Annotated in this window: 25 protein-coding genes; 11 read left to right on the top strand and 14 right to left on the bottom strand. The window is 65.2% G+C overall.

Annotated elements, in window-relative coordinates; genetic code table 11:
* Positions 1–15 precede the first annotated feature (15 nt).
* The 4 genes from accC to AC1Q64_RS20075 form a co-directional block, all read right to left on the bottom strand.
* Positions 16–1365: an acetyl-CoA carboxylase biotin carboxylase subunit gene (accC, locus tag AC1Q64_RS20090; RefSeq protein WP_055395037.1), complete on the bottom strand. Its 1350-nt coding sequence runs from the start codon at positions 1363–1365 to the stop codon at positions 16–18.
* Positions 1366–1372: 7 nt separating this feature from the next.
* Positions 1373–1825: an acetyl-CoA carboxylase biotin carboxyl carrier protein gene (gene accB, locus AC1Q64_RS20085; protein ID WP_056066347.1), complete on the bottom strand. Its 453-nt coding sequence runs from the start codon at positions 1823–1825 to the stop codon at positions 1373–1375.
* 173 nt (positions 1826–1998) lie between these two features.
* Positions 1999–2577: a TlpA family protein disulfide reductase gene (locus AC1Q64_RS20080; RefSeq protein ID WP_291432990.1), complete on the bottom strand. Its 579-nt coding sequence runs from the start codon at positions 2575–2577 to the stop codon at positions 1999–2001.
* A complete protein-coding gene (locus AC1Q64_RS20075; RefSeq protein ID WP_492252552.1) occupies positions 2574–3173 on the bottom strand; it encodes a hypothetical protein in 600 nt (199 codons plus the stop codon). Before AC1Q64_RS20075 ends, AC1Q64_RS20080 begins: the two co-directional genes overlap by 4 nt.
* Positions 3174–3375: 202 nt before the next feature.
* On the opposite strand from AC1Q64_RS20075, the gene mpl reads away from it, so the two are divergent.
* Positions 3376–4797: a UDP-N-acetylmuramate:L-alanyl-gamma-D-glutamyl-meso-diaminopimelate ligase gene (mpl, locus tag AC1Q64_RS20070; protein WP_291432994.1), complete on the top strand. Its 1422-nt coding sequence runs from the start codon at positions 3376–3378 to the stop codon at positions 4795–4797.
* A gap of 55 nt (positions 4798–4852) precedes the next feature.
* Here the strand turns inward: mpl and AC1Q64_RS20065 are convergent, their stop codons facing one another.
* From AC1Q64_RS20065 to AC1Q64_RS20035, 7 genes are all read right to left on the bottom strand, one after another.
* Positions 4853–5164 carry a hypothetical protein gene (locus tag AC1Q64_RS20065; protein WP_492252551.1) on the bottom strand — a complete coding sequence of 104 codons (312 nt, stop codon included), beginning with the start codon at positions 5162–5164 and terminating at the stop codon, positions 4853–4855.
* 108 nt (positions 5165–5272) lie between these two features.
* Positions 5273–6394 (bottom strand): 3-deoxy-7-phosphoheptulonate synthase, encoded by a 1122-nt coding sequence (locus tag AC1Q64_RS20060; RefSeq protein WP_492252550.1) that lies wholly within the window; start codon positions 6392–6394, stop codon positions 5273–5275.
* 280 nt (positions 6395–6674) lie between these two features.
* Positions 6675–7214 carry a hypothetical protein gene (locus tag AC1Q64_RS20055; RefSeq protein WP_492252549.1) on the bottom strand — a complete coding sequence of 180 codons (540 nt, stop codon included), beginning with the start codon at positions 7212–7214 and terminating at the stop codon, positions 6675–6677.
* 112 nt (positions 7215–7326) lie between these two features.
* Positions 7327–8811, bottom strand: coding sequence for a metalloprotease TldD (gene tldD / locus AC1Q64_RS20050; RefSeq protein ID WP_492252548.1), 1485 nt, complete (start codon positions 8809–8811; stop codon positions 7327–7329).
* Between the two features lie 90 nt (positions 8812–8901).
* Positions 8902–9240, bottom strand: a complete 339-nt coding sequence (locus tag AC1Q64_RS20045; RefSeq protein WP_291433003.1) for a YegP family protein — start codon at positions 9238–9240, stop codon at positions 8902–8904.
* Positions 9241–9334: 94 nt separating this feature from the next.
* On the bottom strand, positions 9335–10510 hold the full coding sequence (gene rodA / locus AC1Q64_RS20040; protein WP_291433004.1) for a rod shape-determining protein RodA: 1176 nt from the start codon (positions 10508–10510) through the stop codon (positions 9335–9337).
* A 29-nt stretch (positions 10511–10539) separates the two neighbouring features.
* The gene (locus tag AC1Q64_RS20035) at positions 10540–12978 is read right to left on the bottom strand and encodes a protein kinase domain-containing protein (protein WP_492252547.1); all 2439 of its coding nucleotides are present in this window, start codon (positions 12976–12978) and stop codon (positions 10540–10542) included.
* A 114-nt stretch (positions 12979–13092) separates the two neighbouring features.
* Here AC1Q64_RS20035 and AC1Q64_RS20030 point away from each other — a divergent pair, with 114 nt between their 5' ends.
* The gene (locus AC1Q64_RS20030) at positions 13093–13677 is read left to right on the top strand and encodes a YqiA/YcfP family alpha/beta fold hydrolase (RefSeq protein ID WP_492252546.1); all 585 of its coding nucleotides are present in this window, start codon (positions 13093–13095) and stop codon (positions 13675–13677) included.
* 30 nt (positions 13678–13707) lie between these two features.
* On the opposite strand, the gene AC1Q64_RS20025 is transcribed toward AC1Q64_RS20030, so the two are convergent.
* Positions 13708–15306: a Wzy polymerase domain-containing protein gene (locus tag AC1Q64_RS20025; protein WP_492252545.1), complete on the bottom strand. Its 1599-nt coding sequence runs from the start codon at positions 15304–15306 to the stop codon at positions 13708–13710.
* Positions 15307–15395: 89 nt separating this feature from the next.
* Between AC1Q64_RS20025 and AC1Q64_RS20020 the strand changes: the two genes are divergently transcribed.
* The 4 genes from AC1Q64_RS20020 to mtgA all read left to right on the top strand — a co-directional run bounded on the left by AC1Q64_RS20020 (position 15396) and on the right by mtgA (position 20106).
* Complete coding sequence (locus AC1Q64_RS20020; RefSeq protein ID WP_492252544.1) at positions 15396–17471, top strand: ribonuclease catalytic domain-containing protein; 2076 nt, start codon at positions 15396–15398, stop codon at positions 17469–17471.
* A gap of 36 nt (positions 17472–17507) precedes the next feature.
* Entirely contained in the window at positions 17508–18368 is an 861-nt protein-coding gene (locus tag AC1Q64_RS20015) for an energy transducer TonB (protein ID WP_492252543.1), read from the top strand.
* Positions 18369–18494: 126 nt separating this feature from the next.
* Positions 18495–19352: a shikimate dehydrogenase gene (aroE, locus tag AC1Q64_RS20010; protein WP_291433015.1), complete on the top strand. Its 858-nt coding sequence runs from the start codon at positions 18495–18497 to the stop codon at positions 19350–19352.
* A 19-nt stretch (positions 19353–19371) separates the two neighbouring features.
* Positions 19372–20106, top strand: a complete 735-nt coding sequence (gene mtgA, locus AC1Q64_RS20005; protein WP_291433017.1) for a monofunctional biosynthetic peptidoglycan transglycosylase — start codon at positions 19372–19374, stop codon at positions 20104–20106.
* Between the two features lie 39 nt (positions 20107–20145).
* On the opposite strand, the gene AC1Q64_RS20000 is transcribed toward mtgA, so the two are convergent.
* Together AC1Q64_RS20000 and AC1Q64_RS19995 are read right to left on the bottom strand one after the other, a co-directional pair.
* The gene (locus AC1Q64_RS20000; protein ID WP_492252542.1) at positions 20146–21231 is read right to left on the bottom strand and encodes a cytochrome P450; all 1086 of its coding nucleotides are present in this window, start codon (positions 21229–21231) and stop codon (positions 20146–20148) included.
* A gap of 12 nt (positions 21232–21243) precedes the next feature.
* Positions 21244–21585, bottom strand: coding sequence for a hypothetical protein (locus AC1Q64_RS19995; protein WP_492252541.1), 342 nt, complete (start codon positions 21583–21585; stop codon positions 21244–21246).
* 76 nt (positions 21586–21661) lie between these two features.
* Between AC1Q64_RS19995 and AC1Q64_RS19990 the strand changes: the two genes are divergently transcribed.
* From AC1Q64_RS19990 to AC1Q64_RS19970, 5 genes are all read left to right on the top strand, one after another.
* Positions 21662–22573, top strand: a complete 912-nt coding sequence (locus AC1Q64_RS19990) for a helix-turn-helix domain-containing protein (RefSeq protein ID WP_291433021.1) — start codon at positions 21662–21664, stop codon at positions 22571–22573.
* A 54-nt stretch (positions 22574–22627) separates the two neighbouring features.
* Positions 22628–23389 (top strand): lysophospholipid acyltransferase family protein, encoded by a 762-nt coding sequence (locus tag AC1Q64_RS19985; RefSeq protein ID WP_291433024.1) that lies wholly within the window; start codon positions 22628–22630, stop codon positions 23387–23389.
* A gap of 60 nt (positions 23390–23449) precedes the next feature.
* Entirely contained in the window at positions 23450–24442 is a 993-nt protein-coding gene (locus AC1Q64_RS19980) for a phosphatidate cytidylyltransferase (RefSeq protein ID WP_492252540.1), read from the top strand.
* Between the two features lie 57 nt (positions 24443–24499).
* A complete protein-coding gene (ruvC, locus tag AC1Q64_RS19975; RefSeq protein ID WP_309822038.1) occupies positions 24500–25048 on the top strand; it encodes a crossover junction endodeoxyribonuclease RuvC in 549 nt (182 codons plus the stop codon).
* Positions 25049–25189: 141 nt separating this feature from the next.
* Complete coding sequence (locus AC1Q64_RS19970; RefSeq protein ID WP_291433031.1) at positions 25190–25516, top strand: hypothetical protein; 327 nt, start codon at positions 25190–25192, stop codon at positions 25514–25516.
* Positions 25517–25527 lie beyond the last annotated feature (11 nt).

Below are 25527 nucleotides of genomic sequence, written 5' to 3'. Positions count from 1 at the left end.
CTGCGGTGTGCCAGCTCAGCGTTTGTGCTGCGACAGCCACTCTTCCAGATAATGGATGTTGGTGCCGCCGGCCATGAACTTGGCGTCCACCATCAGCTCGCGGTGCAGGGGCACGTTGGTGTTGATGCCTTCGATCACCGTTTCGGACAGTGCCGTGCGCATGCGGGCCAGGGCCTGTTCGCGCGTGTCGCCGTGCACGATGATCTTGCCGATCATCGAGTCGTAGTTGGGCGGCACGAAGTAGTTGGTGTACGCATGCGAGTCCACGCGCACGCCAGGGCCGCCTGGTGGATGCCATGTGGTGATGCGCCCAGGCGACGGGATGAACTTGTAGGGGTCTTCGGCGTTGATCCGGCACTCGATGGCATGGCCCCGGATCTCGATCTGGCGCTGGGTGAATGGCAGCTTCTCTCCTGCCGCGACCATGATCTGCGTCTTCACGATGTCCACGCCAGTGATCCACTCGGTCACGGGGTGCTCCACCTGCACGCGGGTGTTCATCTCGATGAAGTAGAACTCGCCGTTCTCGTAGAGGAACTCGAACGTGCCCGCTCCACGGTAGCCGATCTTCTTGCAGGCCGCCACGCAACGCTCACCAATCTTCTCGATCAGCTTGCGAGGGATGCCAGGGGCCGGCGCCTCTTCAATCACCTTCTGGTGGCGGCGCTGCATGGAGCAATCGCGCTCGCCCAAATACACCGCATTGCGGTGCTTATCGGCAAGGATCTGGATCTCGATGTGGCGTGGGTTCTGGAGGAACTTCTCCATGTACACCGCAGGATTGCCAAACGCGGCACCCGCCTCTGCCTTGGTCATCTGCACGGCGTTGACCAGCGCAGCCTCTGTGTGCACCACGCGCATGCCACGGCCACCGCCACCACCTGCGGCCTTGATGATCACGGGGTAGCCCACGGCCTTGGCGATGCGGCGGATCTGCACTGGATCGTCGGGCAACTCGCCCTCAGAGCCAGGCACGCAGGGCACTCCCGCACGGATCATGGCTTGCTTAGCCGAGACCTTGTCGCCCATGATGCGGATCGACTCGGGCGTGGGGCCGATGAACTGGAAGCCACTCTTTTCCACGCGCTCGGCAAAGTCGGCGTTCTCCGACAGAAAACCATAGCCGGGGTGAATGGCTTCGGCGTCGGTGACTTCGGCGGCCGAGATGATGGCCGGCATGTTGAGGTAGGACAGCGGCGAGGGCGCGGGGCCGATGCAAACGGCCTCTTCGGCCAGCTTGACATACTTGGCGTCGCGGTCAGCCTCGGAATAGACCATGACGGCCTTTACGCCCAGCTCATGACAGGCGCGCTGGATACGGAGAGCGATCTCTCCGCGATTCGCAACAAGAATCTTCTTGAACATGAGCGCCTTATTCGATGACGAACAGCGGCTGTCCGTATTCCACGGCTTGGCCGTTCTCGCCCAGGATGCGGGTGACGGTGCCCGACTTGTCGGCTTCGATCTCGTTGAGGATCTTCATGGCCTCGATGATGCAGATGGTCTCGCCTTCCTTGACCTGGCTGCCCACCTCGACAAAAGCCTTGGCGCCAGGGCTGGACGAGCGGTAGAAGGTGCCCACCATGGGCGACTTGACGATGTGGCCGGTAGGTGCTGCGGCTGCGGGGGGGGCGGGCAATTCCGCCACGGGCGCGGCAGCAGGCGCAGCGGCAGGGGCTGCAACCGGGGCGGGCACATACTGCTGAACCACAGCACCACCGCTCTTGACGATGCGGACTTTGCCCTCGGCCTCGGTGATTTCGAGTTCGGACACGTTCGACTCGGACACGAGATCGATGAGGGTTTTGAGTTTTCGCAGATCCATGGAAGCTCCAACGGCTATAAAACTGAATAGGGCGCGAATTTACTCCAATTTCACCCTATCGCAGTCTTCCACGCGCATTTTTCATGAACTTCAACATGGAAAAGTGCCACCTCACGGAGAGAAGGGCGCGCTCCAAAGCCCCCAGAAGGCGACTGCTTAATCGGCACGAACCCTCAGCCCAAACCCGCCCAAAGCTGCAAGTCCTGGGCGGTCACCTGCCCCATTTTACGATGTAGCACCTTCCCCTCCCCACCAAGGACCACGGTGAACGGCAGGCCTCCGGTCAGGTTGCCCAGCGATCGCCCCAGGTCCGTGCCGCCCAAACCGGCCAGTCCTACCGGGAAGTCCAGTGGAATGCGCGTCAGAAACTTGCGCACCGCCGAAGGTTGGTCAATGGCCAAACCCAGCACTTGCCAACCTTTGGCGGATTGTTCGCGATAGAAGGCGTTGAGCATGGGCAACTCCTCCACACAAGGCGGGCACCAGGTGGCCCAAAAGTTGAGCAGCAAAGGCTTGCCCGCCAATGACTTCATGGCCAAGGTACCCCCGGTGGGGGTGTCAAATTCCAGACCCCAGAGCGCCTGCTCAGCCCCCGGCTCCACGGCATGGGGCTGGAACTTCCACCATGCCAAACCCGCGCCCCCCAAAGCGGCAGCGCCTGCCACCCCGGCATACAAAAACCGCCTGCGCGCAGCAGTGGGCGGGACGGCGCCAGGAGTCACAGGTTCGGGAGATTCAGCAGGCTGGGTCATGGGGTCGTGGTTTCCTGGATCAAGCGGCGCACTGCCGTTATGTCACCGCGCGGAGTGCGGCCTTTGGTATCAGGTTTGAGAGCGCCCCGCAGATCGTCAAGATCGTAGATCAGCAGGTGCACACCAATCATTTCATTGAGTTCGGGCGATTTGCTGCCCAGGCTCAGGGCCTCTACCGATTCGCCATGAAATCCTGTAACCGTGCGGGGTTCGTAGTCAACATGATGATCGATCAGCGCAATCTCTGCCGATTTGGGGTCATCGCAGAACAACTGCAGGTAAATGTCCGACAGGCGTGTGGCCGTGCCGTGCCAGACCGCACCCGCCAGATGCGGCCGGAAAGCCGCCATGCGCTCCATCCACACCAGGGCCAGTTGGCGCAAAGCCCGCAGCTCGCGCGGCTGGGTGTCGGCACAAAAGAGCTGGATGTACTCGCGCACAGCCTCTTCCACCAGATCGTTGTCCGGCAGCGGGGTACGGGCTGGCAGACCCATCTGCCGCAGCGCACGGCGCTTGGCAGGGCCCCATTCCAGGCCCTCTTCCACTACCAGGCGGGCCGTGGTGTGGGCGATTTCTTCGCTCAAAGGTGTGTGCATGGCAGACAGGGGCAACAAAAGAACCCGCATTGTGGCGTGAAGCCGTGACACTGCGGGTGATGACCCCAGCCCCCCAGCGACCCCAACACCCGTTGACCTGAAAGACTATTGTTTTGAGAGCATCTCAGGCAGATGGAACCGGCGCCAGCTGCCACTTTAGCCTTGAACGGCACACGGGACCCCGGCTTTAGAATCTGCGCCCATGCATATACACATACTGGGCATCTGCGGCACGTTCATGGGAGGCCTGGCAGCCTTGGCGCGCGAGGCGGGCCACAAGGTGACGGGCTGCGACGCTGGGGTCTATCCGCCCATGAGCGACCAGCTCCGCGCATTGGGCATCGACCTGATCGAGGGCTTTGGGGCCGACCAGCTCGCGCTCCAGCCCGACATGTTCGTGGTGGGCAATGTTGTCAGCCGGGTACGGCTAGCCGACGGCTCCCCCAAGTTTCCGCTCATGGAAGCCATTCTGGACGCGGGACTGCCCTACACCAGCGGCCCCCAATGGCTGGCCGAGCATGTACTGCAGGGTCGCCATGTGCTGGCAGTGGCGGGCACCCATGGCAAGACCACGACCACGTCGATGCTGGCGTGGATTCTCGAGTCCGCGGGACAACAACCCGGCTTTCTGATCGGCGGGGTGCCATTGAACTTTGGTGTGTCCGCACGCCTGGGGACACCGAGGCGCCCAGCCCCCACCACCGCGCCCCAGGGAGCAGCGCCACTGTTTGTGATCGAGGCCGACGAATACGACACCGCCTTTTTCGACAAACGCAGCAAATTCGTGCACTACCGGCCGCGCACCGCGGTGCTGAACAACCTGGAGTTCGACCACGCGGACATCTTTGACGACCTCGCCGCCATTGAGCGTCAGTTCCACCATCTGGTGCGCACTGTGCCGCCGTCGGGGCGCGTAGTGGTCAATGGCCTGGAAGACAGCCTGGTACGCGTGCTGCACACCGGCTGCTGGAGCGAAGTGACCAGCTTTGGCGCCGCAGTCAGCGACTTTCACGCCGTGGGCGACCCGCAGGCCTTTGATGTGGTGCACCAGGGGCAAACCGTGGCGCGCGTGGAATGGACGCTGACCGGCGTGCACAACCAGCTCAATGCGCTGGCCGCCATGGCAGCGGCCCACCACGTGGGCGTGGCGCCCGGGCAGGCCGCCGCAGCCTTGGGCAGTTTTCAGAACGTCAAGCGGCGCATGGAGCTGCGTGGCATGGTGGGCGGCGTGGCCGTGTACGACGACTTTGCCCACCACCCCACCGCATTGCGCACCACCCTGGACGGCCTGCGGCGCAGCCTGGGCGCCTCTGCACGCATCCTGGCGGTGTTCGAACCCCGCAGCAACACCATGAAGCTGGGCGCGATGAAAAGCCAGCTGCCCTGGGCGCTGGAGCCCGCCGACCTGGCTTTTTGCCACACGGCGGGGCTGGACTGGGATGCTGCGCAGGCGCTGGCACCGCTGGGCGTCGGCCCCGGCCAGAGGGCCCAGACAGCCCCGGACATCGATACGCTGGTGGCCCAGGTCACCCAGGCCGCGCGCCCGGGCGACCATGTGGTGTGCATGAGCAATGGCGGCTTTGGCGGCATCCATGCCAAGCTGCTGCAAGCACTGCAAAAATAATAGCTGTCAGCGCATATTTCACTAGCACCAGCAGTCGATTTCTATTGAATGGCGGTCAGAACGTGACCGCCATGCCCGGCACATCCACCCGCACGATGGGCTTGGCAAGGGCGGCACTGGTGGCGCGCGCAAAGTCGCGGAACCATACCGGATCCTGCATCAGCGCAGTACCGGCAGCACGGGCCACCGTCAGCACCTTGTCGGCCAGCAGCACCTTGCCACTGGCACGCAGAGGCTCGCAGTCCAGCGCGATGAACTGGTCGTCGAGCCAGCGCCGCCCGGCCTCGTGGGCCATGGGCTCGGCGCCCTCCAGGGTAAAACGGTATTCTTGGTCTGCGGCCAGTTTGACCGACACTTCGCTGTGCATGATGAATCGCCTTTCTGCGTTTTTTGCGGTAACTCAGGCTTGCAGCTGCACATGATGTGCAGCGAGAGGCGCAGATTACAAGTTTAGACCCTGCGATGGACCCAGCGTTCAGCGGGCGCGACGCGCCTTCACGGCGTCCGACAGCTCGGCCAGCGCTTGCAGCGAGGCGTCCCAGCCCAGGCAGGCGTCGGTGATGCTCTTGCCATATTCGAGTGCCAAGGGGTCGTCCTTGCCGGGCGTGAACTTTTGCGCACCTGCCGTCAGGTGGCTTTCGATCATCAGGCCGAACACGCTGCGCGAACCGCCAGCCACCTGCACAGCGACATCGCGGGCCACATCGAGCTGCTTTTCGTGCTGCTTGCTGCTGTTGGCGTGGCTGCAGTCCACCATCAGCGTGGCGGGCAACTTGGCGGCTTCGAGGTCCTTGCAGGCAGCGGCTACGCTGGCGGCGTCGTAGTTGGGCGTCTTGCCGCCGCGCAGGATCACATGGCAGTCTTTGTTGCCCTTGGTGTTCACGATGGCGACCTGGCCGTTCTTGTGCACCGACAGGAAGTGGTGGCCTCGGCTGGCCGACTGGATGGCGTCGGTGGCGATGCGGATGTTGCCGTCCGTGCCATTCTTGAAGCCGATGGGGGCCGAGATGCCGGAGGCCAGCTCGCGGTGTACCTGGCTCTCGGTAGTGCGCGCGCCAATCGCGCCCCAGCTGATCAGGTCGCCGATGTACTGGGGCGAAATCACATCCAGGAACTCGCTGCCGGCAGGCATGCCCAGGCGATTGATCTCGATGAGCAGCTGGCGCGCAATGCGCAGCCCTTCGTCGATGCGGTAGCTTTCGTCCAGGTAAGGGTCATTGATGAGCCCCTTCCAGCCCACGGTGGTGCGTGGCTTTTCGAAGTACACGCGCATCACGATTTCCAGCGTGTCAGCGTACTGGGTGCGCACGGCCATCAGGCGGCGGGCGTACTCGACAGCGGCGGCGGGATCGTGGATAGAGCAAGGGCCAATCACCACCAGCAGGCGGTCGTCCTTGCTCGCCATGATGTTGTGGATGTTCTTGCGGGTCTGGGTGATCAGCGTCTCGACCGGCGTGCCGCCGATCGGGAAGAAGCGGATCAGATGCTCGGGAGGAGGCAACACGGTGATGTCCTTGATACGTTCGTCGTCGGTCTGGCTGGTTTTTTCGACGCTGCGGTACCAGGCATCGCTGGTGGGATTGGTAGTGGCCGTCATGGTTGCTTCCTCGTGGAGTCGGTTGGAGTGGATGGAAAAAAGAGAGGGCTGAAAAACAAAAACCGCCGGGCTTTGCAGCGTCGGCGGTTGGTATGGGGAGGTTGTGTGTGCTTGCGCGTTTTCCTCTCATCCGCCGGGGACCGAGATAAAAAACCAAAAGTAAAACGCGCTGCGAACTTGCATGGCAATCAATGTAGCACAGGAGTGCGGAGGTTCAGCCCCCAGGGTTGTTGCAAATGCACGACACGCATCCGCCCAGCACGCATCGGACCGGGACGATTCATCGGCGTCCACCCCGAAACCAGGCACGCACGCGTTGCAATGCCGAGGGCTTGCGTAGCGGCTGCACATCCTGCAGGTCGCTCGCCGGGTCGCTCTGGTGCTCGTACATGTCGATGAGCAGCAACGCCTCGCCCAACGTGCGCCAAGCCAGAAGCTCAAACTGATCAAAGCTGGCGCTCTCCTTGGTGCTGCGCCGATCCAGCATCAATTGCCAGTCTGCAATGGCGTTGCGCAGCTCCCGCAGCGCACGCTGGTAGGCGCCAAACTCGTACAGCGCATGCCACGCTGAACCCAGGCCAGTCAAAAACAGCTGGTGTTCGCGCGCACTGTGCGACAAGGTCACCACGCGGCGCGTGATCTCGGTGGTGTCCGTGCTGGTGCGGCGGATGCGAACTGCCTCGTCGATCTGCGAGGACAACGCACCAAGGCTGTCGCGCAGCTGGCGCGAGTCCTCATCGGCAACGCCCTCGCGCAAAAAGCGGCTGATGTCTCCAAACGACTGGAGCGTCAGCAATTGACTGGGGCGCGTGGCAGGCATGGTGTCACCCATTGTGCGCCGGCCAACGCGCAGTACAAGCCCTGAAAAGCGGGTGAAAACGCGAAGTCACGCACCCACGCCAGCTCAGCCAACAGGGCTGATAACGCAACCCTCAGGCCGTACCGCCCACCGTCAGGCCTTCAATGCGCAGCGTAGGTTGCCCCACACCCACTGGCACGCTCTGGCCTTCCTTGCCACAGGTGCCCACGCCGCTATCAAGGCGCATGTCGTTGCCGATCATGGTCACCTTCTTGAGCGACTCGGGGCCGCTGCCAATGATGGTGGCGCCCTTCACGGGATATTGGATCTTGCCGTTTTCCACCCAGTAGGCTTCGCTGGCCGAGAACACAAACTTGCCCGAAGTGATGTCCACCTGCCCGCCACCAAAGTTGCTGGCGTACAGGCCCTTCTTGATGCTGGCGATGATCTCCTGCGGGTCCTTGTCGCCACCCAGCATGTAGGTGTTGGTCATGCGCGGCATGGGGATATGGGCGTAGCTCTCGCGACGGCCGTTGCCGGTGGGCGCGACGCCCATCAGGCGCGCGTTCAGCGAGTCCTGGATGTAGCCCTTGAGGATGCCGTCCTCGATCAGCACGTTGCGCTGGCTGGCGTGGCCTTCATCGTCCACGTTGAGCGATCCGCGGCGGTCGGCAATGGTGCCGTCGTCCAGCACCGTGACCCCCTTGGCCGCCACGCGCTGGCCGATGCGTCCGCTGAATGCGCTCGAACCCTTGCGGTTGAAGTCACCTTCCAGCCCGTGGCCAATCGCCTCGTGCAGCAGGATGCCGGGCCAGCCCGAGCCCAGCACCACGGTCATCTCGCCAGCAGGGGCTGGGCGCGACTCCAGGTTCACCAGTGCCGCATTCACCGCCTCATCGACATACTTGCCCATCTGCTCATCGTCGAAATAGGCCAGGCCAAAACGGCCACCACCACCGGCCGAGCCCATCTCGCGGCGGCCGTTCTGCTCGGCGATCACCGTGACCGACAGGCGTACCAGCGGCCGCACATCGGCCGCCAGGGTGCCATCGGCACGCGCCACGAGCACCACGTCGTATTCGCTGGCAAGCCCTGCCATGACCTGCGCCACGCGCGGGTCCTTGGCGCGGGCGCGCTGCTCCAGGCGCTCCAGCAACGCCACCTTCGCGGTGCTGTCCAGCGAAGCAATCGGATCCACGCCTGGGTACAGACTGCGGCCTGCCGCTACATTTTTGGGAGCTACCCGTCCTTTACCCGCCTGTGCAGCGGACGAAATAGACCGCACAGTACGTGCAGCATCCAGCAGCGAGGACTCCGAGATGTCGTCAGAGTAGGCAAAGGCCGTTTTCTCGCCGCTCACAGCGCGCACACCCACACCCTGGTCAATGCTGAAAGAACCCGTTTTGACGATACCTTCTTCCAGGCTCCAGCCTTCGCTGCGGGTGTACTGGAAGTACAGGTCCGCATCGTCCACCTGGTGGGTACGGATCTCGGCCAGGGCCCGGGCCAAATGGCTTTCATCCAGGCCGAAGGGGGTCAGCAGCAGTTCACGGGCAACATCAATGCGCTGGCTGGTGGCCGCACGCTGGGGCGCGGCAGTGGTAGAGCGGGAAGTCATCAAGGCATTTTAGGCGCGTGACCAGCCCTTGCCCGGGATGGCCCCACATGCCCCTATGCGCCTCCTGCGCCTCAAGTCCGCTTCGCAGCTTCAGGCAGCCGTCTGGTCATCCAGCCCTGCCTGTGCCGCGTGGGCCTGCACCGACTCGATGCCCGCATCCCGGGCCTTGGCGCCGGAGTACATCTGGCTTTGGCCAATCACCTGTCCATTGCCTGCCTTGAGGGTGAAATACGGCGCGCCGTTCTTGGCGCTGAGCCGGCCAAAACGGCCGTCGTTCGGGGCATTCTTGCGCACCGCCTCGATACCACCCAGCGCGCTGGCGCGAGACTCGTACATCTCGCTGGTCAGGATGACCTGACCGTTGGCGGCCAGCAGGTTGAAGACAAATTTGTCGTTTTTCGACTTCTTGAGCTCGAACTTCGCCGCCATGGGAAAACCCTCCGGATGCTGAGCGGCCAAAACACGGTTGGCCAGCCGGTTTGTACCCCGAGGGCGTGCTGCAGGCAACCACGCCCACAAGGCCCTACAGCGCAGCAGGGAGAGGGTCTTTGGTTTCCTGCTTCTGGGATCGAGCCACCGACATCAGGATGCCCAGCGCCAACCCCAGAGTGACCATGGCGGTGCCGCCGTAGCTGATGAAAGGCAAGGGGACGCCCACCACCGGAAGAATGCCGCTCACCATGCCCATGTTCACAAAGGCATAGGTGAAGAAAATCATCGACACCGCCCCCCCCATGAGGCGGCCAAACAAGGTGTTTGCACCTGCCGCAATGGCCAGCCCCCGCCAGACCAGCAGCAGAAAACACACCAGCAAGAACAGGTTGCCAGCCAGGCCAAACTCTTCGGAATAGGCGGCAAAGATGAAGTCGGTGGTGCGTTCAGGAATGAACTCCAGATGGGTCTGCGTGCCCGCCATGAAGCCCTTGCCCCACAGGCCACCCGAGCCAATGGCGATCATGCCCTGGATGATGTGAAAACCCTTGCCGAGCGGGTCTCGGGTGGGGTCCAGCAAGGTGCAGATACGCTGCTGCTGATAGTCATGCAGCACCACCCAGCGCACGCCATCCGCGCACAGCTGGTCGCCCAGCAGCACCAGGGTGGCAATGCCCAGACCGCCGATCAGCACCGGCGGCAGGATCAGCCTCCAGGACAGGCCCGCAAAGAAGATCACGGAGAGCCCCGCCGCCAGCACCAGCAGCGAGGTACCCAGGTCGGGCTGCTTCATGACCAGGCCGACCGGGACAACCAGCAGCAGGCCCGCCGCCGCAAAGTCCAGCGGGCGCAGCGCGCCTTCGCGCTTCTGGAACCACCAGGCCAGCATCAGCGGCATGGCGATCTTGAGGATTTCGCTGGGCTGGATGACGATACCCACATTGATCCAGCGCGTAGCCCCTTTTTTGGTGATGCCAAACAGCGCCACAGCCACCAGCAGTGCCACCCCGGTCAGGTACAGCGGCACGGCGCAGGCCATGATCTTCTGGGGCGGAACCTGGGCCACCATAAACAGGATGGCGCCCGCAATCAGCATGTTGCGCCCGTGGTCCACAAACCGCGTGCCGTGGTCATAACCCGACGAATACATGGCCAGCAACCCCGCGCTGGCCAGCATCAGCACCAGCAACAGGAGAGGAAGATCAAAACCCCGAAACAGGGGCGCCAGACGCTGGGTGAGCGTGGGCTTTTCAAAAACGACGGCCATTCCCCGATTATCGGGTGGATGCCGGGTGCTCACCCCGCCTGCCGGAAGGCCATCACAGCCTGGTTGCGCAGTGTTCGCAGCAGCCCCAGCGCCTTGTCGTCCACCACAATGCCCCCCGCAGTGGCCTGGTCGGCATAGATCAGCGCAAAGGGTTGCCCCTTGATCTGCAAAGGCAACAGCAGGAAAGATGGTGCATTGAGCCCCTTGCGGTACCAATCAGGCAAACGCGCCTGCATGCGAGGTTCGTTGGCGTCGTTGATCAGCGTGTCGGCGCCACGCAGGCACACCGCAGCAAACAGGTCGCCCTGGGTTTTGAGCGGTATTTTCATGGCGCGCACCGCAGACTCGCTGCCCTCGCCCAGGCCAAAACGACCGGTCAGCGCCTCCGCTTTGGCGTCACGCAGGCAAAACACCATGCGCCGAAACCCCAGCGCGCGGAACATGGTTTCCAGAATCATGCGCAGCACGTCATTGAGCTGAAAGCTCTCGACCATGGCATTGGTGATGTCCTGAATGCCCGCAGCCAGCACCTCGTTGACCTGGGCCACAGACACCGCACCACCGGCCTGGGATTCAAGCACAGCGGGCAGGGGCTGGGTCTCACTGATCCGCAACTCATGCGCACCCAGGGCATCGTCAGGCGCGGACTGCGCGCCTGCGGCCGGTGGCAGCTTGAGCAGCCGGGCGGCTGGCGTGTCAGGCGCCACGCGCAGGTCGAGGGCGTCGGCCAACGCCACCAGCTTATGGCGCGCGCGCAGTGTGGCTTCAGCAATGGCTTCGGCTGACAAAGCCAGAGTGCGTGCGTAGCGTGTGCCCACCTGGCCCAGCTGCCCCTCCAGCTGGGCGGGTTCGCAGAACAGCAGGGTGCTGGCCACCTCGTTAGCGGCCATGGCGGCCCAGCGCAAGCGTTCCACCCCCTGCTCCGGCGCGCGCTGCATGGGCGAGCCCAGCGGCTTGCGCATGCAGCGCTGCAGGGTGTCGGGCAGGCTCCAGACACGCGCCACCCCCACGCCCAGGTCCTCAAACCCCAGTCCCAGCACCTGTACAGAGGCAGCCTCTTCGCCGCCCTCCATGCGCCCCGAGGCCACCAGGCTGCGCACCTGCCGGGCCTCTTCGGGAAAGTAGAACTCGCACAGCATGCGCCCCAGGTTCTGGAACATCGCGCCGATGAAGGCCTCTTCTGCCGCCTGGCTGGTGCTGCACAGCTCGGCCGCGACCGAGCCCGCCATCATGGCGCGCAAAAATTCCTCGCGCATCTGGCTGGCGTGGGCCTTGTCCTGCATGTGGTCCAGCAACACCAGGCTCAGCGCCATGTTCCGCACTGCATTGAAGCCCACCAGGCTCACCGCGCGCGACACGGTGCTGATGGTGCCCCGGCTGGCGTGGGCGTAATGCACGCTATTGACCAGACGCAGCAGCTTGTTAGTGAGCGCCACGTCCTTCAGGATCTCGTGGGTCAGGTCACTGATGCTGTCGTCTTCCGAATTGGCCACACGCTGGATGCGCGCCACAGAATCCGACAAGGCCGGAAAGTCGCTCTTGTGGCGCATGCGCCGCAGCAGAAAGTCGAGTGTGGCATTGCTGGCGGCCGATGGTGCACTGGCCGGTGCCGCCCATGCGCGCAGTGCATCCCGAAAATCAGCCGCCGTGGCATAGCGCTGCGCCGGGTCACGCGCCATGGCGCGCTGCAAAATGGCACGCAAACCGTCGTCCACGCCGGGCCCCATATCGGCGGGCAGCGCCAGGTTTTCGTTGGCAATGCGGTACAACGCCTGCCAGGTGTCCTTCTGGTGAATGAGCGGGTGCCCGGTCAGCAATTCGATGAGCACCAGCGCGGCGGAATACACGTCCATCGCGGGGGTGGGCGCAGCACCGGCGGCCGCCTCAGGGGCCATGTAGGCGGGCGTGCCGCTTGCAAGCTGGGCGTCCGGTGCGGACTGCACAGGTGCCGCCATGCCGAAATCCATTACCCTCGCGTGGCGCTGGGCGTCAATCATCACGTTGGAGGGCTTGAGGTCACGGTGCACGATGCCCGCCAGGTGGGCGGCGTGCAGGCCATCGAGCACATCCACTATAAGCGCCACGGCGTCGTGCGGCGTGCAGCGCCCTTGCTGGGCGAGGTGCTCTGCCAGCGTGTGGCCCGGTACGTACTCGAACACGATGTACGGCTGCGAACCCTGCACATCGGCCTCGAACACCGGCACGATGCAGGGGTGGGCCAGGCGACCTACATGGCGCGCCTCGCGCAGCCACTGCTCCAGCACGGACGGATCCTGATCCTGCATGGGACGCATGAGCTTGATGGCCACCTCGCGCTGCAGGCGCGGGTCCAGCGCCAGCCACACGGTGGCCTGGGCGCCCCGGCCCAGTTGTTTCTTCAGCTCAAAACGCCCCAGTGAAGCAGGAGGCTTGTCGCCTGATCCGAGCGCCCATCGTCTGGCAGTGGAAAGCGGGGCAAAATCGGCCATGGTGCAGGTGCAAAACAAGGCGCCGCACAGTGTGGCGCCTCTATAGCCCACATCTTATGCCCGCGCGAGCCCGGCTAACGCAGTGATTCCCCTGCCCCGATCACTTTCTGACCCATGACCACCACACACCTGCTGTACCTGCACGGTTTTCGCTCGTCGCCCGCATCGGCCAAGGCCCGCCAGACCGCTGCCCATGTGGCAGCGCGCCACCCCACCGTGACCTTCTGGCGCCCCCAGTTGCCGCCATCACCCCGGGCCGCCATGGGGCTGGTGGCGCGGGGCATTGCCGATTGGCCCCGCGAATCCATGGCCGTGGTTGGCTCGTCGCTGGGCGGGTTCTACGCCAGTTGGGTGGCCCAGCACGCGGGTTGCCCGAGCGTGATGCTCAACCCCGCCGTGGACCCCGCGCGCGACCTGGCCCGCTACATTGGAGAGCAGACTACCTGGCACAACGCCTCCGAGCGGTTTTACTTTCTGCCCGAGTACATCGGCGAGTTGCAGGCCCTGGACGTGCGGGATCGCTCGCCCGCAGCCCCGGAGCTCGCCATCATTGCCAAGGGCGACGAAGTGCTGGATTGGCGAGAGATGGCGGGGCGCTACCCGCACGCCGAGCAGGTGGTGCTGGAGGGCGGCGACCACGCGCTGGGCAACTATGGGGACTACCTGCCCCTGCTCAGCCAATTCCTGCGGCTGGCCTGAGCGCGCTGCAGCAGTCCGTCGCACATCCGGTCAAGGCTTGAGGTGTGACGAAAGCCGCCGCCCCTGCTCGCGCCAGCGCGCATAGTCCGCCGGGTAAGCTGCACGGTATCGCTTGAGTTGAAACGCCGCCTCGTCATCCAGCCCTAGCATCGTTGCGCTCTCGATCAGCGGCTCGATCACCCGGGGCTCCGGTGAAAAGTGCAGCAGCTTGTTGGCCACAGCAAAGACCTGGCCGGCGTTGCCGGGCGAAAGCTCTATCGTGGTCAGCAGCGCAAAATCGACCTGGTCCGTGAAAAACGGTGTGTCGCCCACTTTGCGCACGGTGTCATTGCGCAGGGACGGCGGCCGGTCGGCGAGCGGCTTGTACAGCTGGCTGACGCGGTAAAAGTCCCACCCCACGTAGGACCCCAGGGCCAGCGCAGCCAAAATGATGGCGGCCACGAACCGCCGCGCACCGAGAGATGTTGCCCAGCCGGGCAACTGCCAGCGCCACAACAACGCGATTGCCAGCACCGTGACCAGCTGGAACGGCCCGTACCACAGCGGAAACTCCAGCAGGCTGTGCAGACCCACCAGTACCAAGATGCCCCAGGCCAGTTGCCGCGCCCGATCGGTCTCGCGCCAGGGCTTTTCGCGCAGCACCCACACGACCAACGCTCCACAAACGGTCAGCGCCACCGGCACACCCAGCTCCACAGCCAGGTGCAAGGGCAGGTTGTGGGCGTTGTCCAGCAGCGCGCAAAACCGCTCACCTGGAAACTGCGTGATGTAGTGCGCGTAGTCCAGCTCGCCCCAGCCCCAACCCGCCCAGGGCTTTTGTGCGATCAGGTGCAGCACATTGGCCCACAGCACACTGCGGCTCGTGCAACCTGGCTCTTCGTCCAGAATGCGCATAAAAAGGCCGTCGGACGCAAACCCTGTCCAGTCCAGCAGCAAACGGGGCAGCAGCCAAGCCGCTGCGCCATACAAAAACAGACCAACCAGTCCAAACCCCAGCGCCAGACGCCCCCACGACCCGCGCCAGCACCACATCAGCCCCAGCAGCAAAAGCCACTGCGCAGCCCCAGTGCGTGATGCCGTGGCAGCACTCGAAATCGCCAACAACGCCAAACCCCAGGCCACCAGCAAACCCGCCAACCAGCCGGGCCAGGCCTTCACACCCTGCGGGGCCGTGGCGATGCCCGAGTGTTCCAGACTTGCCTGCACCTGGGCCAGCGTCCAAAGCAGCACCCAAACGCCCAGGCTCAGCAGCGTTGCCTGCTGGTTGCGCTGGCGCAGGTTGCCAATGGCCTGCCCCAGGGTAGAGGGCTGCACCCCCGGCAGGCCGGGGTCGCCCAGAAAGTATTGCAGCAGCCCGATGACCGCAGTCAACAGAGCGGCTACCAAGAGGCCGGCCGCCAACATCCGGCTCGACACCAGAGGTCGCGGAGCCGGAGCATCCCCCGCCTCCAGATCCCGCGCCAGCGAACCGCCGGAGCGAGCCAATGCCAGGAGCACCAGCACTGCGCCGCAGCTCCACGACGCCAGCAGGGGCCAGAAGTTGTTGATGGGCGCCTGTGTGAAACAGAACAGGAAAGGCAACGCCAGAGCCAGCAGTGTCAGCGGCGTGGCAATGGCAGCAAAGGGCATGGGATGGCGGGTGGGGCAGAAATGGCGCGCCGTGGATCATATGCGCCGCTGCCCGGGTACCCGATGGCGCCCATGGGACAATCCACACCATGCACGCATTGTTTGAAGAAGCCGGCAAATTCATGGCCGGTCGTATCCTGTCCGAAGCCGATACATCCGCCCAGGTCGAGCTCGACTCCGGCAAACGGGTCAAGGTCAAGGCCGCCAATATCCTTCTGAAGTTCGAAAAGCCTGCCCCCGCCGAGCTGATCGCCCAGGCCCAGGCCGTGGCCGAGACCATTGAGTTGGACCTGGCCTGGGAATTCGCGCCCGAAGACGAGTTCGGCTTTGCCGACCTCGCGCGCGACTATTTTTCGGCCAACGCCACCCTGGCCCAGCAGGCCGGTGCGCTGTTCCGCCTGTACGACGCGCCCCACTACTTCCGACGCGCGGGCAAGGGTCGGTTCAAGAAGGCATCGGCCGAGATCCTGCAGCAGGCGCTGGCCGCCATCGAAAAGAAAAAGGCCCTCTTGGCGCAGATCGACGAATGGGCCGCGCAACTGGGCCGGGGCGAATGCCCCCAGCCCATCCGCGACCAGCTTTACAAGATCCTGTTCAAGCCCGACAAGAACGCGCCCGAGTACAAGGCCGTGGTCGAGGCCAGCCGCGCCACGCACACCGCGCCGCTGGACCTGCTGCAAAAAGCCGGGGCCATCGACTCGGCCTACCAGTTCCACTGGAAGCGCTTTCTGTTCGAGAACTTCCCCAAGGGCACGGGCTTTCCGGCTGTCACGGCGCCCGCCATTGCGGACGAACTGCCGCTGTCCACCGCGCAGGCGTATTCCATCGACGACTCGCAGACCACCGAAATCGACGATGCGTTGTCCGTCCAAGGCCTGGGCACGGGCACCGTGGTGCTGGGCATCCACATCGCCGCACCCGGCCTGGCCATCCAACCCGGCAGCGCCATCGACCAGCTGGGCCGTGCCCGCTTGTCCACGGTGTACATGCCGGGCTACAAGATCACCATGCTGCCCGACGACGTGGTGCAGACCTACACGCTGGACGAGGGCCGCGCCAACCCGGCCGTGTCGCTGTACGTCACCATCGACGAGGCCACGCTGGAGTTCAAGGGCTCGGAGACCAAGCTCGAGCGCGTGCACGTGGCCGCCAACCTGCGCCACGACCAGCTCGACAGCGTGGTGACCGAAGAATGGCTCAGCAACCCAGCGTTTGAGCACCAAAACGACCCTCAGCGCTTGTCTGAACTGCGCCCGCAGCTATCATTTTTGTACCGCTTGGCCAAGGAGCTCAAGGCCCGCCGTGAAGTCGTGCGTGGCAAGCCGGAGAACTTCAACCGGCCGGACTACAACTTCCGACTGGTGGGCAACAACGGTGCAGAGCCCACGGGCGACGAGCAGGTGCAGATCAGCGTGCGCCAGCGCGGCGCGCCGCTGGACCTGATCGTGGCCGAGGCCATGATCGTGGCCAACAGCACCTGGGGCAGCTGGATGGCCGAGCTGGGCGTGCCCGGCATCTACCGCAGCCAGGCCAGCATGGCGCCGGGCGTGAAGGTGCGCATGGGCACCAAGGCGCTGCCGCATGCGGGCATTGGTGTCAAAGCCTACTCTTGGGCCACGTCGCCGCTGCGCCGCTACACCGATCTGGTCAACCAGTGGCAGATCATTGCCTGCGCCCGCCACGGCAAGACCGCCGCGCTGGCCGCGCCGTTCAAGCCCAAGGATGCCGACCTGTTCTCCATCATCAGCAGCTTTGACGGCGCCTACAGCGCCTACAACGGCTACCAGGCAGGCATGGAACGTTTCTGGACGCTGAAATACGTGGAGCAGAACGGCATCACCGAGCTGAACGCCACCGTCTTCAAGGAAGGCCCGGGCGGCAGCTTTTTGGTGCGGGCCGACGACATCCCGCTGGTCTTCCCGGTGCTGGGCGCACAAAACCTCCCGCGCGGCGCGCGCCTCAAGGTCAAACTGGGCGAGGTGGACGAGATCACCCTCGACATCCATGGCACCGTGATCGAGCGCCTGGATGATCCGGCTGACACCAGCGACGACGGCCCGGTGGACGATGCCGAGGACGACGACACCGTGGCCGGGCCGATTGCCATTGCGGTGGACGTGAACGAGGCACCCGCCGAAGCCGCTGCGGCCGCCCCGTCCGCCTGACGCGCGACGAGACAGACGCCCTGATAATCGCCGGCGATGAAACTCCCTGCCTTCCTCCGCACCTTCAGCACGCTGCAGCTGGCGCTGGGCGTCTCCATCGCCGTGCACGCCGCGCTCATCTCGGTGCGCTTCATCGACCCCGAGGGCTTCAACCGGGTGTTCCAGGACACGCCGCTCGAAGTCATCCTGGTCAACGCCAAATCGAACGAACGCCCCGACAAGGCCCAGGCGATTGCCCAAGCCAATCTGGCAGGTGGCGGTGATGCGGAAAAAGGCCGGGCCACCAGCCCCTTGCCCTACACCGCATTGACGACAGTGGGTGACGACTACGAAGAAGCCCAGCGCAAGATGGACGCCATGCAGGAGCAGCAGGCCCAGTTGCTGGCCCAGTTGCGCAAGCAGCTGGCCACCATGCCCGCGCCCGATCCACGCCAGGCCAGCCAGAGTGCGGAACAAGCCAGCGAGCAGGAAAAGCGCCGCCAGCTCGTCAAGCTCCTGGCCGAGATCGAAAAACGCATCAACGAAGAAAACTCGCGCCCCAAGAAGCGCTACATCAGCCCCGCCACCCGCGAAGAAGCCTACGCCGTGTACTACGACGCGCTGCGCCGCAAGGTGGAGGACAAGGGCACCGAGAACTTCCCGGAGCAAGGCGGCCGCAAGCTCTATGGCGAGTTGACGATGATCGTCACCGTCAATCACGATGGCCGTGTGCTGGGCACCGAGATCGTGCAAGGCTCGGGCAACGGTACGCTGGACCGCCGCGCCGAAGCCATTGCCCGCGCCGCAGGGCCCTTTGGAGCCTTTGATGCCGAGATGCGCAAGAAGGCCGACCAGATCGCCATGGTGGCGCGCTTCAAGTTCACCCGCGACCAGACCCTGGAAACCGTTGTGAAGTAACTGCCCGGCGGGTGCGCAGCGAGACCCTTCTGGCAGGCCGCCAAGGCCTCCACGCCCACCTGCCCGCCCCACAGAACACACCGCACGGCCGCCCGTACCGCCAGCTCCACGCCGCCCTAGCCACCCATGACATCCCCCGCCTCCCCTGCCGACCTGTACTGCGTGATGGGCAACCCGGTCGCCCACAGCCGCTCGCCCGCCATCCACGCCCGTTTTGCCGAGCTGACCGGTGAACACGTTGCCTACGAACGCCGCCTGGTGCCCATGGATGGGTTTGCCCAAGGCGTGCGCGCGTTCGCAGCAGAGGGCGGGCGCGGCTGCAACGTCACCGTGCCCTTCAAGACCGACGCACCAGGCCTGGCGACCGAGTGCAGCGAACGCGTGCAGCTGGCGGGCGCAGCCAACACGCTCACCTTTCGCGCCGACGGCAGCATCTACGCCGACAACACCGACGGCCTGGGCTTGGTGGCCGACATCACGCACAACGCAGGGGTGTCGCTGGCCGGGCGTGACGTGCTGCTGGTGGGTGCCGGTGGCGCCGCTGCCGGCGTGCTGGGCCCGCTGCTGCTGGCGGGCGCCCGCCACATCACCGTGGCCAACCGCACACTGGCCAAGGCGCAGATGCTGGTGCAGTCGCACAGCGCCCTCGCCGCGCTACAAAAAGCAGAGCTATCGGCGCAAGACCCACTAGCGCTGTCGGCCGATTTTGATGTCATCGTCAACGCCACAGCCAGCAGTCTCTCTGGCGGCGGTGTACCTGTGCCCTCCAGCGTGCTGCGCCGGGGCGCCCTGGCCTACGACATGATGTATGGCCCCGCCGCGCAAGGCTTCCTCGACTGGGCACGCCAGCACGGCGCAGTGCCCCGCGACGGCCTGGGCATGCTGGTGGAACAGGCCGCAGAGGCCTTCTTGCTATGGCGCGGCGTGCGTCCGCCCTCGGCCCAGGTGCTGCGCGAGATGCAGCAACCCACCGCCACTGCATAAGCCCCCCGAGGACGCCCCGATGAAAGCCGTGCTGCGCTGGCTGGGACTGCTGGTGATCGCCTTCGTGGCGTTGCAGCTGTTCTTCGTGCTGCGCATTGCCGCCATGGTGGCGATCAACCCCCAATCCACCACCTTCCAGCGCTCCGAAGCCTGGACGCTGCTGGCCAGCAAAGGCCATGTGCCCTGGCGCCAGCAATGGGTGCCCTATGCTGACATCTCTGACCACCTCAAACGCGCCGTGATCGCCTCGGAGGACGACGGCTTCGTCAACCACGAAGGCGTGGACTGGAATGCCATCGAAAAAGCCTGGGAGCGCAACGCCAAGGCAGAGGCCCTGGCGAACAAGGCCCAGGCCCGCGCCCCCGAGCGCACGGTGCGTGCGCCCAAGATCCGGGGCGGCTCCACCATCACCCAGCAGCTGGCCAAGAACCTGCTGCTGTCTGGCGAACGCACGCTGCTGCGCAAGGGGCAGGAGTTCGTGCTCACGCTGGCGCTGGAGCAGCTGCTCTCCAAACAGCGCATCCTGGAGATCTACCTCAACAACGTGGAATGGGGTGAGGGTGTGTTCGGTGCCGAGGCCGCCGCGCAGCACTACTTTCGCAAGAGCGCCAGCCGCCTGAGCACCGCCGAAGCCGCGCGCCTGGCCGTGATGCTGCCTGCGCCCAAGCGGTTTGAGAAGACGCCAGGCTCGGCGTATCTGGCGGGGCGCACGCGCACGATCCTGGGACGGATGGGCGGCGCAGAGCTGCCCTGATACCGGTCGCGGGCAGCGCCAAACGCAGACCCCCCTCGTTCACATTCCCCGCGGTGCCTCGCGCCGCTGCAGCCACAGCACGGACGCCCCGTCCGGCCGCAGCGTGACCTGCAGCTGCGGAGCCCCTATAACCCCCCCGACCGGGCTACGCACCGTATAGCGCTGCAGCAGCATCGCCGCCAGCAGCGTCATCTCCAGCATTGCAAAGTGCTGGCCGATGCACACGCGTGGCCCCAGCCCGAACGGAATCCACGCGCCCCGGGGAATGGGCGGGGCGCTGTCCAGAAACCGCTCGGGCACAAAACGGTCCGGCTCGGCAAACCAGCGCGCATCGCGGTGCAGCACCCAGGGGGTGATGCGCAGCATGGCGCCTTGGGGCACCGGCACGCCGCCCAGCGTGATGGGCGCCGTGGTGCGGCGACTCATCAGCGCGGCGATCGGGGGGTAAAGGCGCAGCGCTTCCTTCAACGTGGCGCTCAGCCAGGGCAGTTCGGCCACATGCTCGGGGCCGGGCGTGCCGCCCTGCAGCACGGCATCGACCTCTGACTGGGCGCGCTCGGCGGCCTCGGGGTTCTGGGCCATGAGCAGGGTCCACCACAACAGCGTGGTGGCGCTGGTTTCGTGCCCGGCCTGGAAGCTGACGATGCACTGGTCAAACACCTCTTGCGCAGACAAGGCCTCACCGGTTTCCTCGTCGCGCAGGGCCAGCAGCATCTGCAGCAGGTCCGTGCGTGCAGGGGCACCGGGTGCAGCCACCTCGGCCTGGCGGGCATGGATGTGGCGCCACACCAGCCCCTTCAACGACCGGATCGCGCGCCGCTTGATGGACTTGCCGGGCAAGGGTAACCAGTCGGGCAACGTGAAGGGCATGAACATTTCGCGGAAGGCGGCTTCCGACAGCGTTTGCGTGGCCCAGGCGGCATCGCGCGCATCAGCCTGGGCCGATTCGCTGAACAGCGTGCGCAGGATCACGTCCATGGCCACATCCGTCCAGAGCGCATCCACGGCCACCAACGCACCGGGCTGGCCCGCAGGCACTGCAGCGTCGAGCGCGCTGCGGGCGGCCTCGGTCATCAGCTGCGCGTAGCCTGCCACCCGCTTGGGAGTGAAGGCGGGCATCAGCATCCGGCGCTGGCGCTACCAGGTGTCGCCTTCGGTCACCAGCACACTCTGGCCAAAAACTTCTTCGAACACCGCGATGCCGCGCTCCCAGCGAATGAGCTGGTCGGCATGGGTGATGAGCGCCTCGCGCACCAAGTCGGGGTGCATCAGGTCCCACGCGTCTTCGTAACCCAGGCGCATGCGGGTGAGGTCGCCATGCTCGCGCTGCAGCCGGGTAACAAAACCCAGGTAGTCGGCCCGCATGGCGCGCAGCAGCGGCAGGCCCCACCAGCGGCTCCGCGGGCCGCGCGGCGTTGCAGGCGTTGGGTGAAGAGTGAGAGAAGAAGCAGAGGTCGTGGTGGCTGTGGACGGGTTCATGCCCCGCATGCTGCGGCGCAGTCACGAGTCGGTATTGAACGATTGCGACAAGGCACGTCGCCTACACTCGCGCCCCATGGCAAGCTTGGCCCCCCTCTCCCCAAGGCACCCCGCCGGGTTGATCCCCTCCGGCGAGCTGTGGCTGCCGCGCGCCAGCCTCACGGCCTGCCTGCGGGCCGCCATGGCGCGTAGCACGGTGGGCCATGCGCTCAGCGATGCGCAGCGCATCAACCGGTTCCCCGCATCCCCCTTGTGCAGCCTGAGCTGGTGGTTTGAAGGCCGCAGCGAGGCCCTGGTGCCCGAGCGCCCCGACACCATGCCCACGGAGCACAGCCCACGCGAGGCCTACCCCGGCCGCTGGGTGCTGGCCGGCCCGCAAACCCGCCCCACCTCCAGCTACTGCGCCGGGCCCACGCACGCCATGATGGTGATGTTCATGCCCGACGCACTGCATCAGCTCACCGGCGTGGCACCCGGCGCCCTGACCGATCGCATGGTGGACGCACAGTCCGTGTTGCCGCCCGACTGGCTGGCACTGTGCGAAACGGTGCAGAACCTGCCCGACAACGCAGCCCGCATGCAATGCCTGGAAGACTTCCTGGAACCCCACTGGCAGGCCTGCCGCCCCACCCAACCACTGCCCACTCAGCGCTACGGCGACTGGGCTGCGCACCTGGCACAGCGTGCCGCCCTGTCCGCCCCCGGCCGCAGCCTGCGCCAGCTGGAGCGGCGCATCAAGCGCTGGGCCGGGCTGCCGATGCGCGAGCTGCGTGGCTTTGGCAAGGCCGAGCAGGCGTTCTTCGACACCATCGCGGCCGATGCTGTGCAGGGTTCGGTCAAATGGGCCGACGTGGCGGCGGGCGCCGGGTTCTCGGACCAGTCGCACCTTTGCCGCGTCACGCGCCGCATCACGGGCTATGCGCCACAGGCGCTGTACAACGGCATCTATGGCGATGAAGCTTTCTGGGCGTATCGGATCTGGGTGTAGCGCTGCCCAGGTCCTTGCCTGGCATGCTGGCCCGGCGCCCGTATCATCCCCGCCATGCTTGCCAAGTTGATGAGTTTCCTTCTGCTGGGGATCGTGCGGTTTCTGACCGGCTCCCAGGCCCGCTGGTATGGCTGCCCGCCCAAGGCCGAGCAGCGCATCTATTTCGCCAACCACCAGAGCCACGCCGACATGGTGCTGATCTGGGCAGCGCTGCCCGAGGAGCTGCGCAGCATCACGCGACCCATTGCCGCCAAGGACTACTGGACCAAGACGCCGTTCCGCCAGTGGATCACCACCGCCGTGTTCAACGCCGTGTATGTGGACCGCCAGGCAACGCCAGCACGGCCGGTAGCGCCGGTGGCCACTGAGCCCACAGGGGCGACAGCCGCACCGAGCGATGCAGACACTGCAGCAGCCGGCGGCCCAGACCCATCGCCCGAAGCCTCGCCGCGCGCTCCTACCCCCGAAGAGCTGCGCGCCGCCCTGCCAGAGTCCGACCCGCTGGCGCCGCTGGTGCGAGCGCTCGAGAGCGGCGACTCCATCGTGATCTTTCCGGAAGGCACGCGCGGCCATGGCGACGAGCCCCAGTCGTTCAAATCCGGCCTGTTCAAGCTGGCGCAGATGTTTCCGCAGGTGGTGCTGGTGCCCGCCTGGATCAACAACGTGCAGCGCGTGATGCCCAAGGGCGAAGTGGTGCCCGTGCCCATCCTGTGCTCGGTGACCTTCGGCGAACCCATCCAGCTCGAGGCGGGCGAAGAGCGCCGGCCATTCCTGGACCGCGCGCGCCGCGCCGTGATCGCACTGCGGGAAGTCTGAGCATGACAAGCCCGAAGCCCCTGCACTCGCCTAACGCTGCTCCCGAAAGAGCGCGCTGACATGAACCAATTTCTGCGCAACCTCACCGCCACCCAGCAAATCGGGGCCTTGTTCCTGGTCGTATTCGGCATCTTGTCCATCGTCACCGTGTGGGCCTTTGTGCGCAACTTGCGCGAGCATGCCAGCGACGACCCCGAAGCCGAAGCGCAGGCCCTGGAAGCCAAGCGCTTCTGGGGGCTGCTCAAGACTTCCTGGGTCATGGCCACGGTGTTCTGGATCGGCTGGGTGCTGGGCGAAGCGGTGGCCACCGTGCTGTTTGCCATCGTGGGCTTTTTTGCGCTACGCGAATTCATCACCCTGTCGCCCACGCGCCGGGGCGACCACCGCAGCCTGGTGCTGGCGTTTTTTGTGGTGCTGCCCTTGCAGTTCTGGCTGGTGGGCAGCAAGCACTTCGATCTGTTCACCGTGTTCATCCCTGTGTACGTGTTCCTGGCGCTGCCGGTGGTGAGCGCACTGGCCAATGACCCCCAACGGTTTCTGGAGCGCAACGCCAAACTGCAGTGGGGCATCATGGTCTGCGTGTACGGCATGAGCCACGTGCCTGCGCTGCTGCTGCTCGACTTCCCCGGCTACCGCGACAAAGGTGCGTTCCTGGTGTTTTTCCTGGTGTTTGTGGTGCAGACCTGCATGCTGGTGCAGCACCTGCTGGGGCGGCGCTTTCCGCACAAGCCTGTGGCACCCCAGGTAAGCCAGAGCTTTCAATGGACAAGCTGGCTAACCGGCGTGGCCGCCGGAGGCCTCGCAGGCGGTCTGCTCACCTTCATCACCCCGTTCAAACCCGGCCAGGCGTTGGGCATGGCACTGCTGGCCTGCGTGGCGGGCAGCCTGGGGCACCTGGTGATGAAGGCGTTGAAGCGCGACCGCGGCATCACCAGCTGGGGCATGCAGGGCATGTCCGTCACCGGTGCCGGGGGCCTGCTCGACAGGGTGGATGCACTGTGTTTCGCAGCGCCCGTTTTCTTCCATTCGGCGCGCTGGTACTTCGGTTTGTAGAAAATCGGCCGATAGCGCTAGTTCCCATTGCCCCAATAGCTATAAAAACGAGAGCGAATGCGCATCCTTGGTATTGACCCCGGCCTGCAGACCACCGGCTTCGGCGTGGTGGACATGGACGGCCACAAGCTCAGCTACGTGGCCAGCGGCACGATCCGCACCACCACCCTCGCGCTGGGCGACCTGCCCGGGCGCCTGAAGATTTTGTTCGACGGCATCACTGAGGTCGCAGCCCGCTACCAGCCCGATGTGGCCTCGGTCGAGATCGTGTTCGTCAACGTCAACCCCCAGTCCACGCTGCTGCTAGGGCAGGCGCGGGGCGCCGCCATCACAGCCCTGGTGGCCAGCAACCTGCCCGTGGCCGAATACACCGCGCTACAGATGAAAAAAGCCGTGGTCGGCCACGGCCGAGCCGCCAAAAGCCAGGTGCAGGAGATGGTGCGACGGCTGCTGCAGCTGCCGGGCCTGCCGGGCACCGACGCGGCCGACGGCTTGGGCATGGCCATCACCCATGCACATGCAGGGGCAGCCATGGGCCGATTGGGTGAGGCGGCCACGCTGAATCGGCGGCAGCATGCGATGTACAAGGATGGGCGGAGTTATTGAGCGACCGTCAGCGTCCCCCACTGAACCCACCTCAGCCCGGTCATGAGCGCCTCCGCCCCTCCCACCAGCCCAGCAGTCGTCTCCACGCCCGATGATCGGCCGGCATTCCTGTTCGTGAAAATCCCGGTCACCCGGCACACCATGGACCCACTGCACCAACGCGAAGACCGGATTGACCAGGCACTGCGCGCCCGGGGAGTTGGCATGGTGATCGGCTGGGGCGACTCGCTGGGCGCGGCGCGCGCGGACGGCAAGCGCATTGCGGAATTCATCCGTATCGACATCACCGCACCGGTACTGGACCATGCGCGGATAGCGCTGCACGCTTTGCTGCCCGAACTGGACGCGCCCCTGGGTACGCAGATCCACTACACGCTGCATGGGCAGCACCGTATGGATGCAGCCACCGAGCTCGGGTGGCAATTGGCACTCCCTCCGCCCGCCAAGGATCAGCCCAGCAGACGATAGGTGGACGGCTT

The sequence above is a fragment of the Acidovorax sp. GW835-FHT14G06 genome (assembly GCF_058793595.1).
This window is presented reverse-complemented; position numbering and strand designations above follow the sequence as displayed.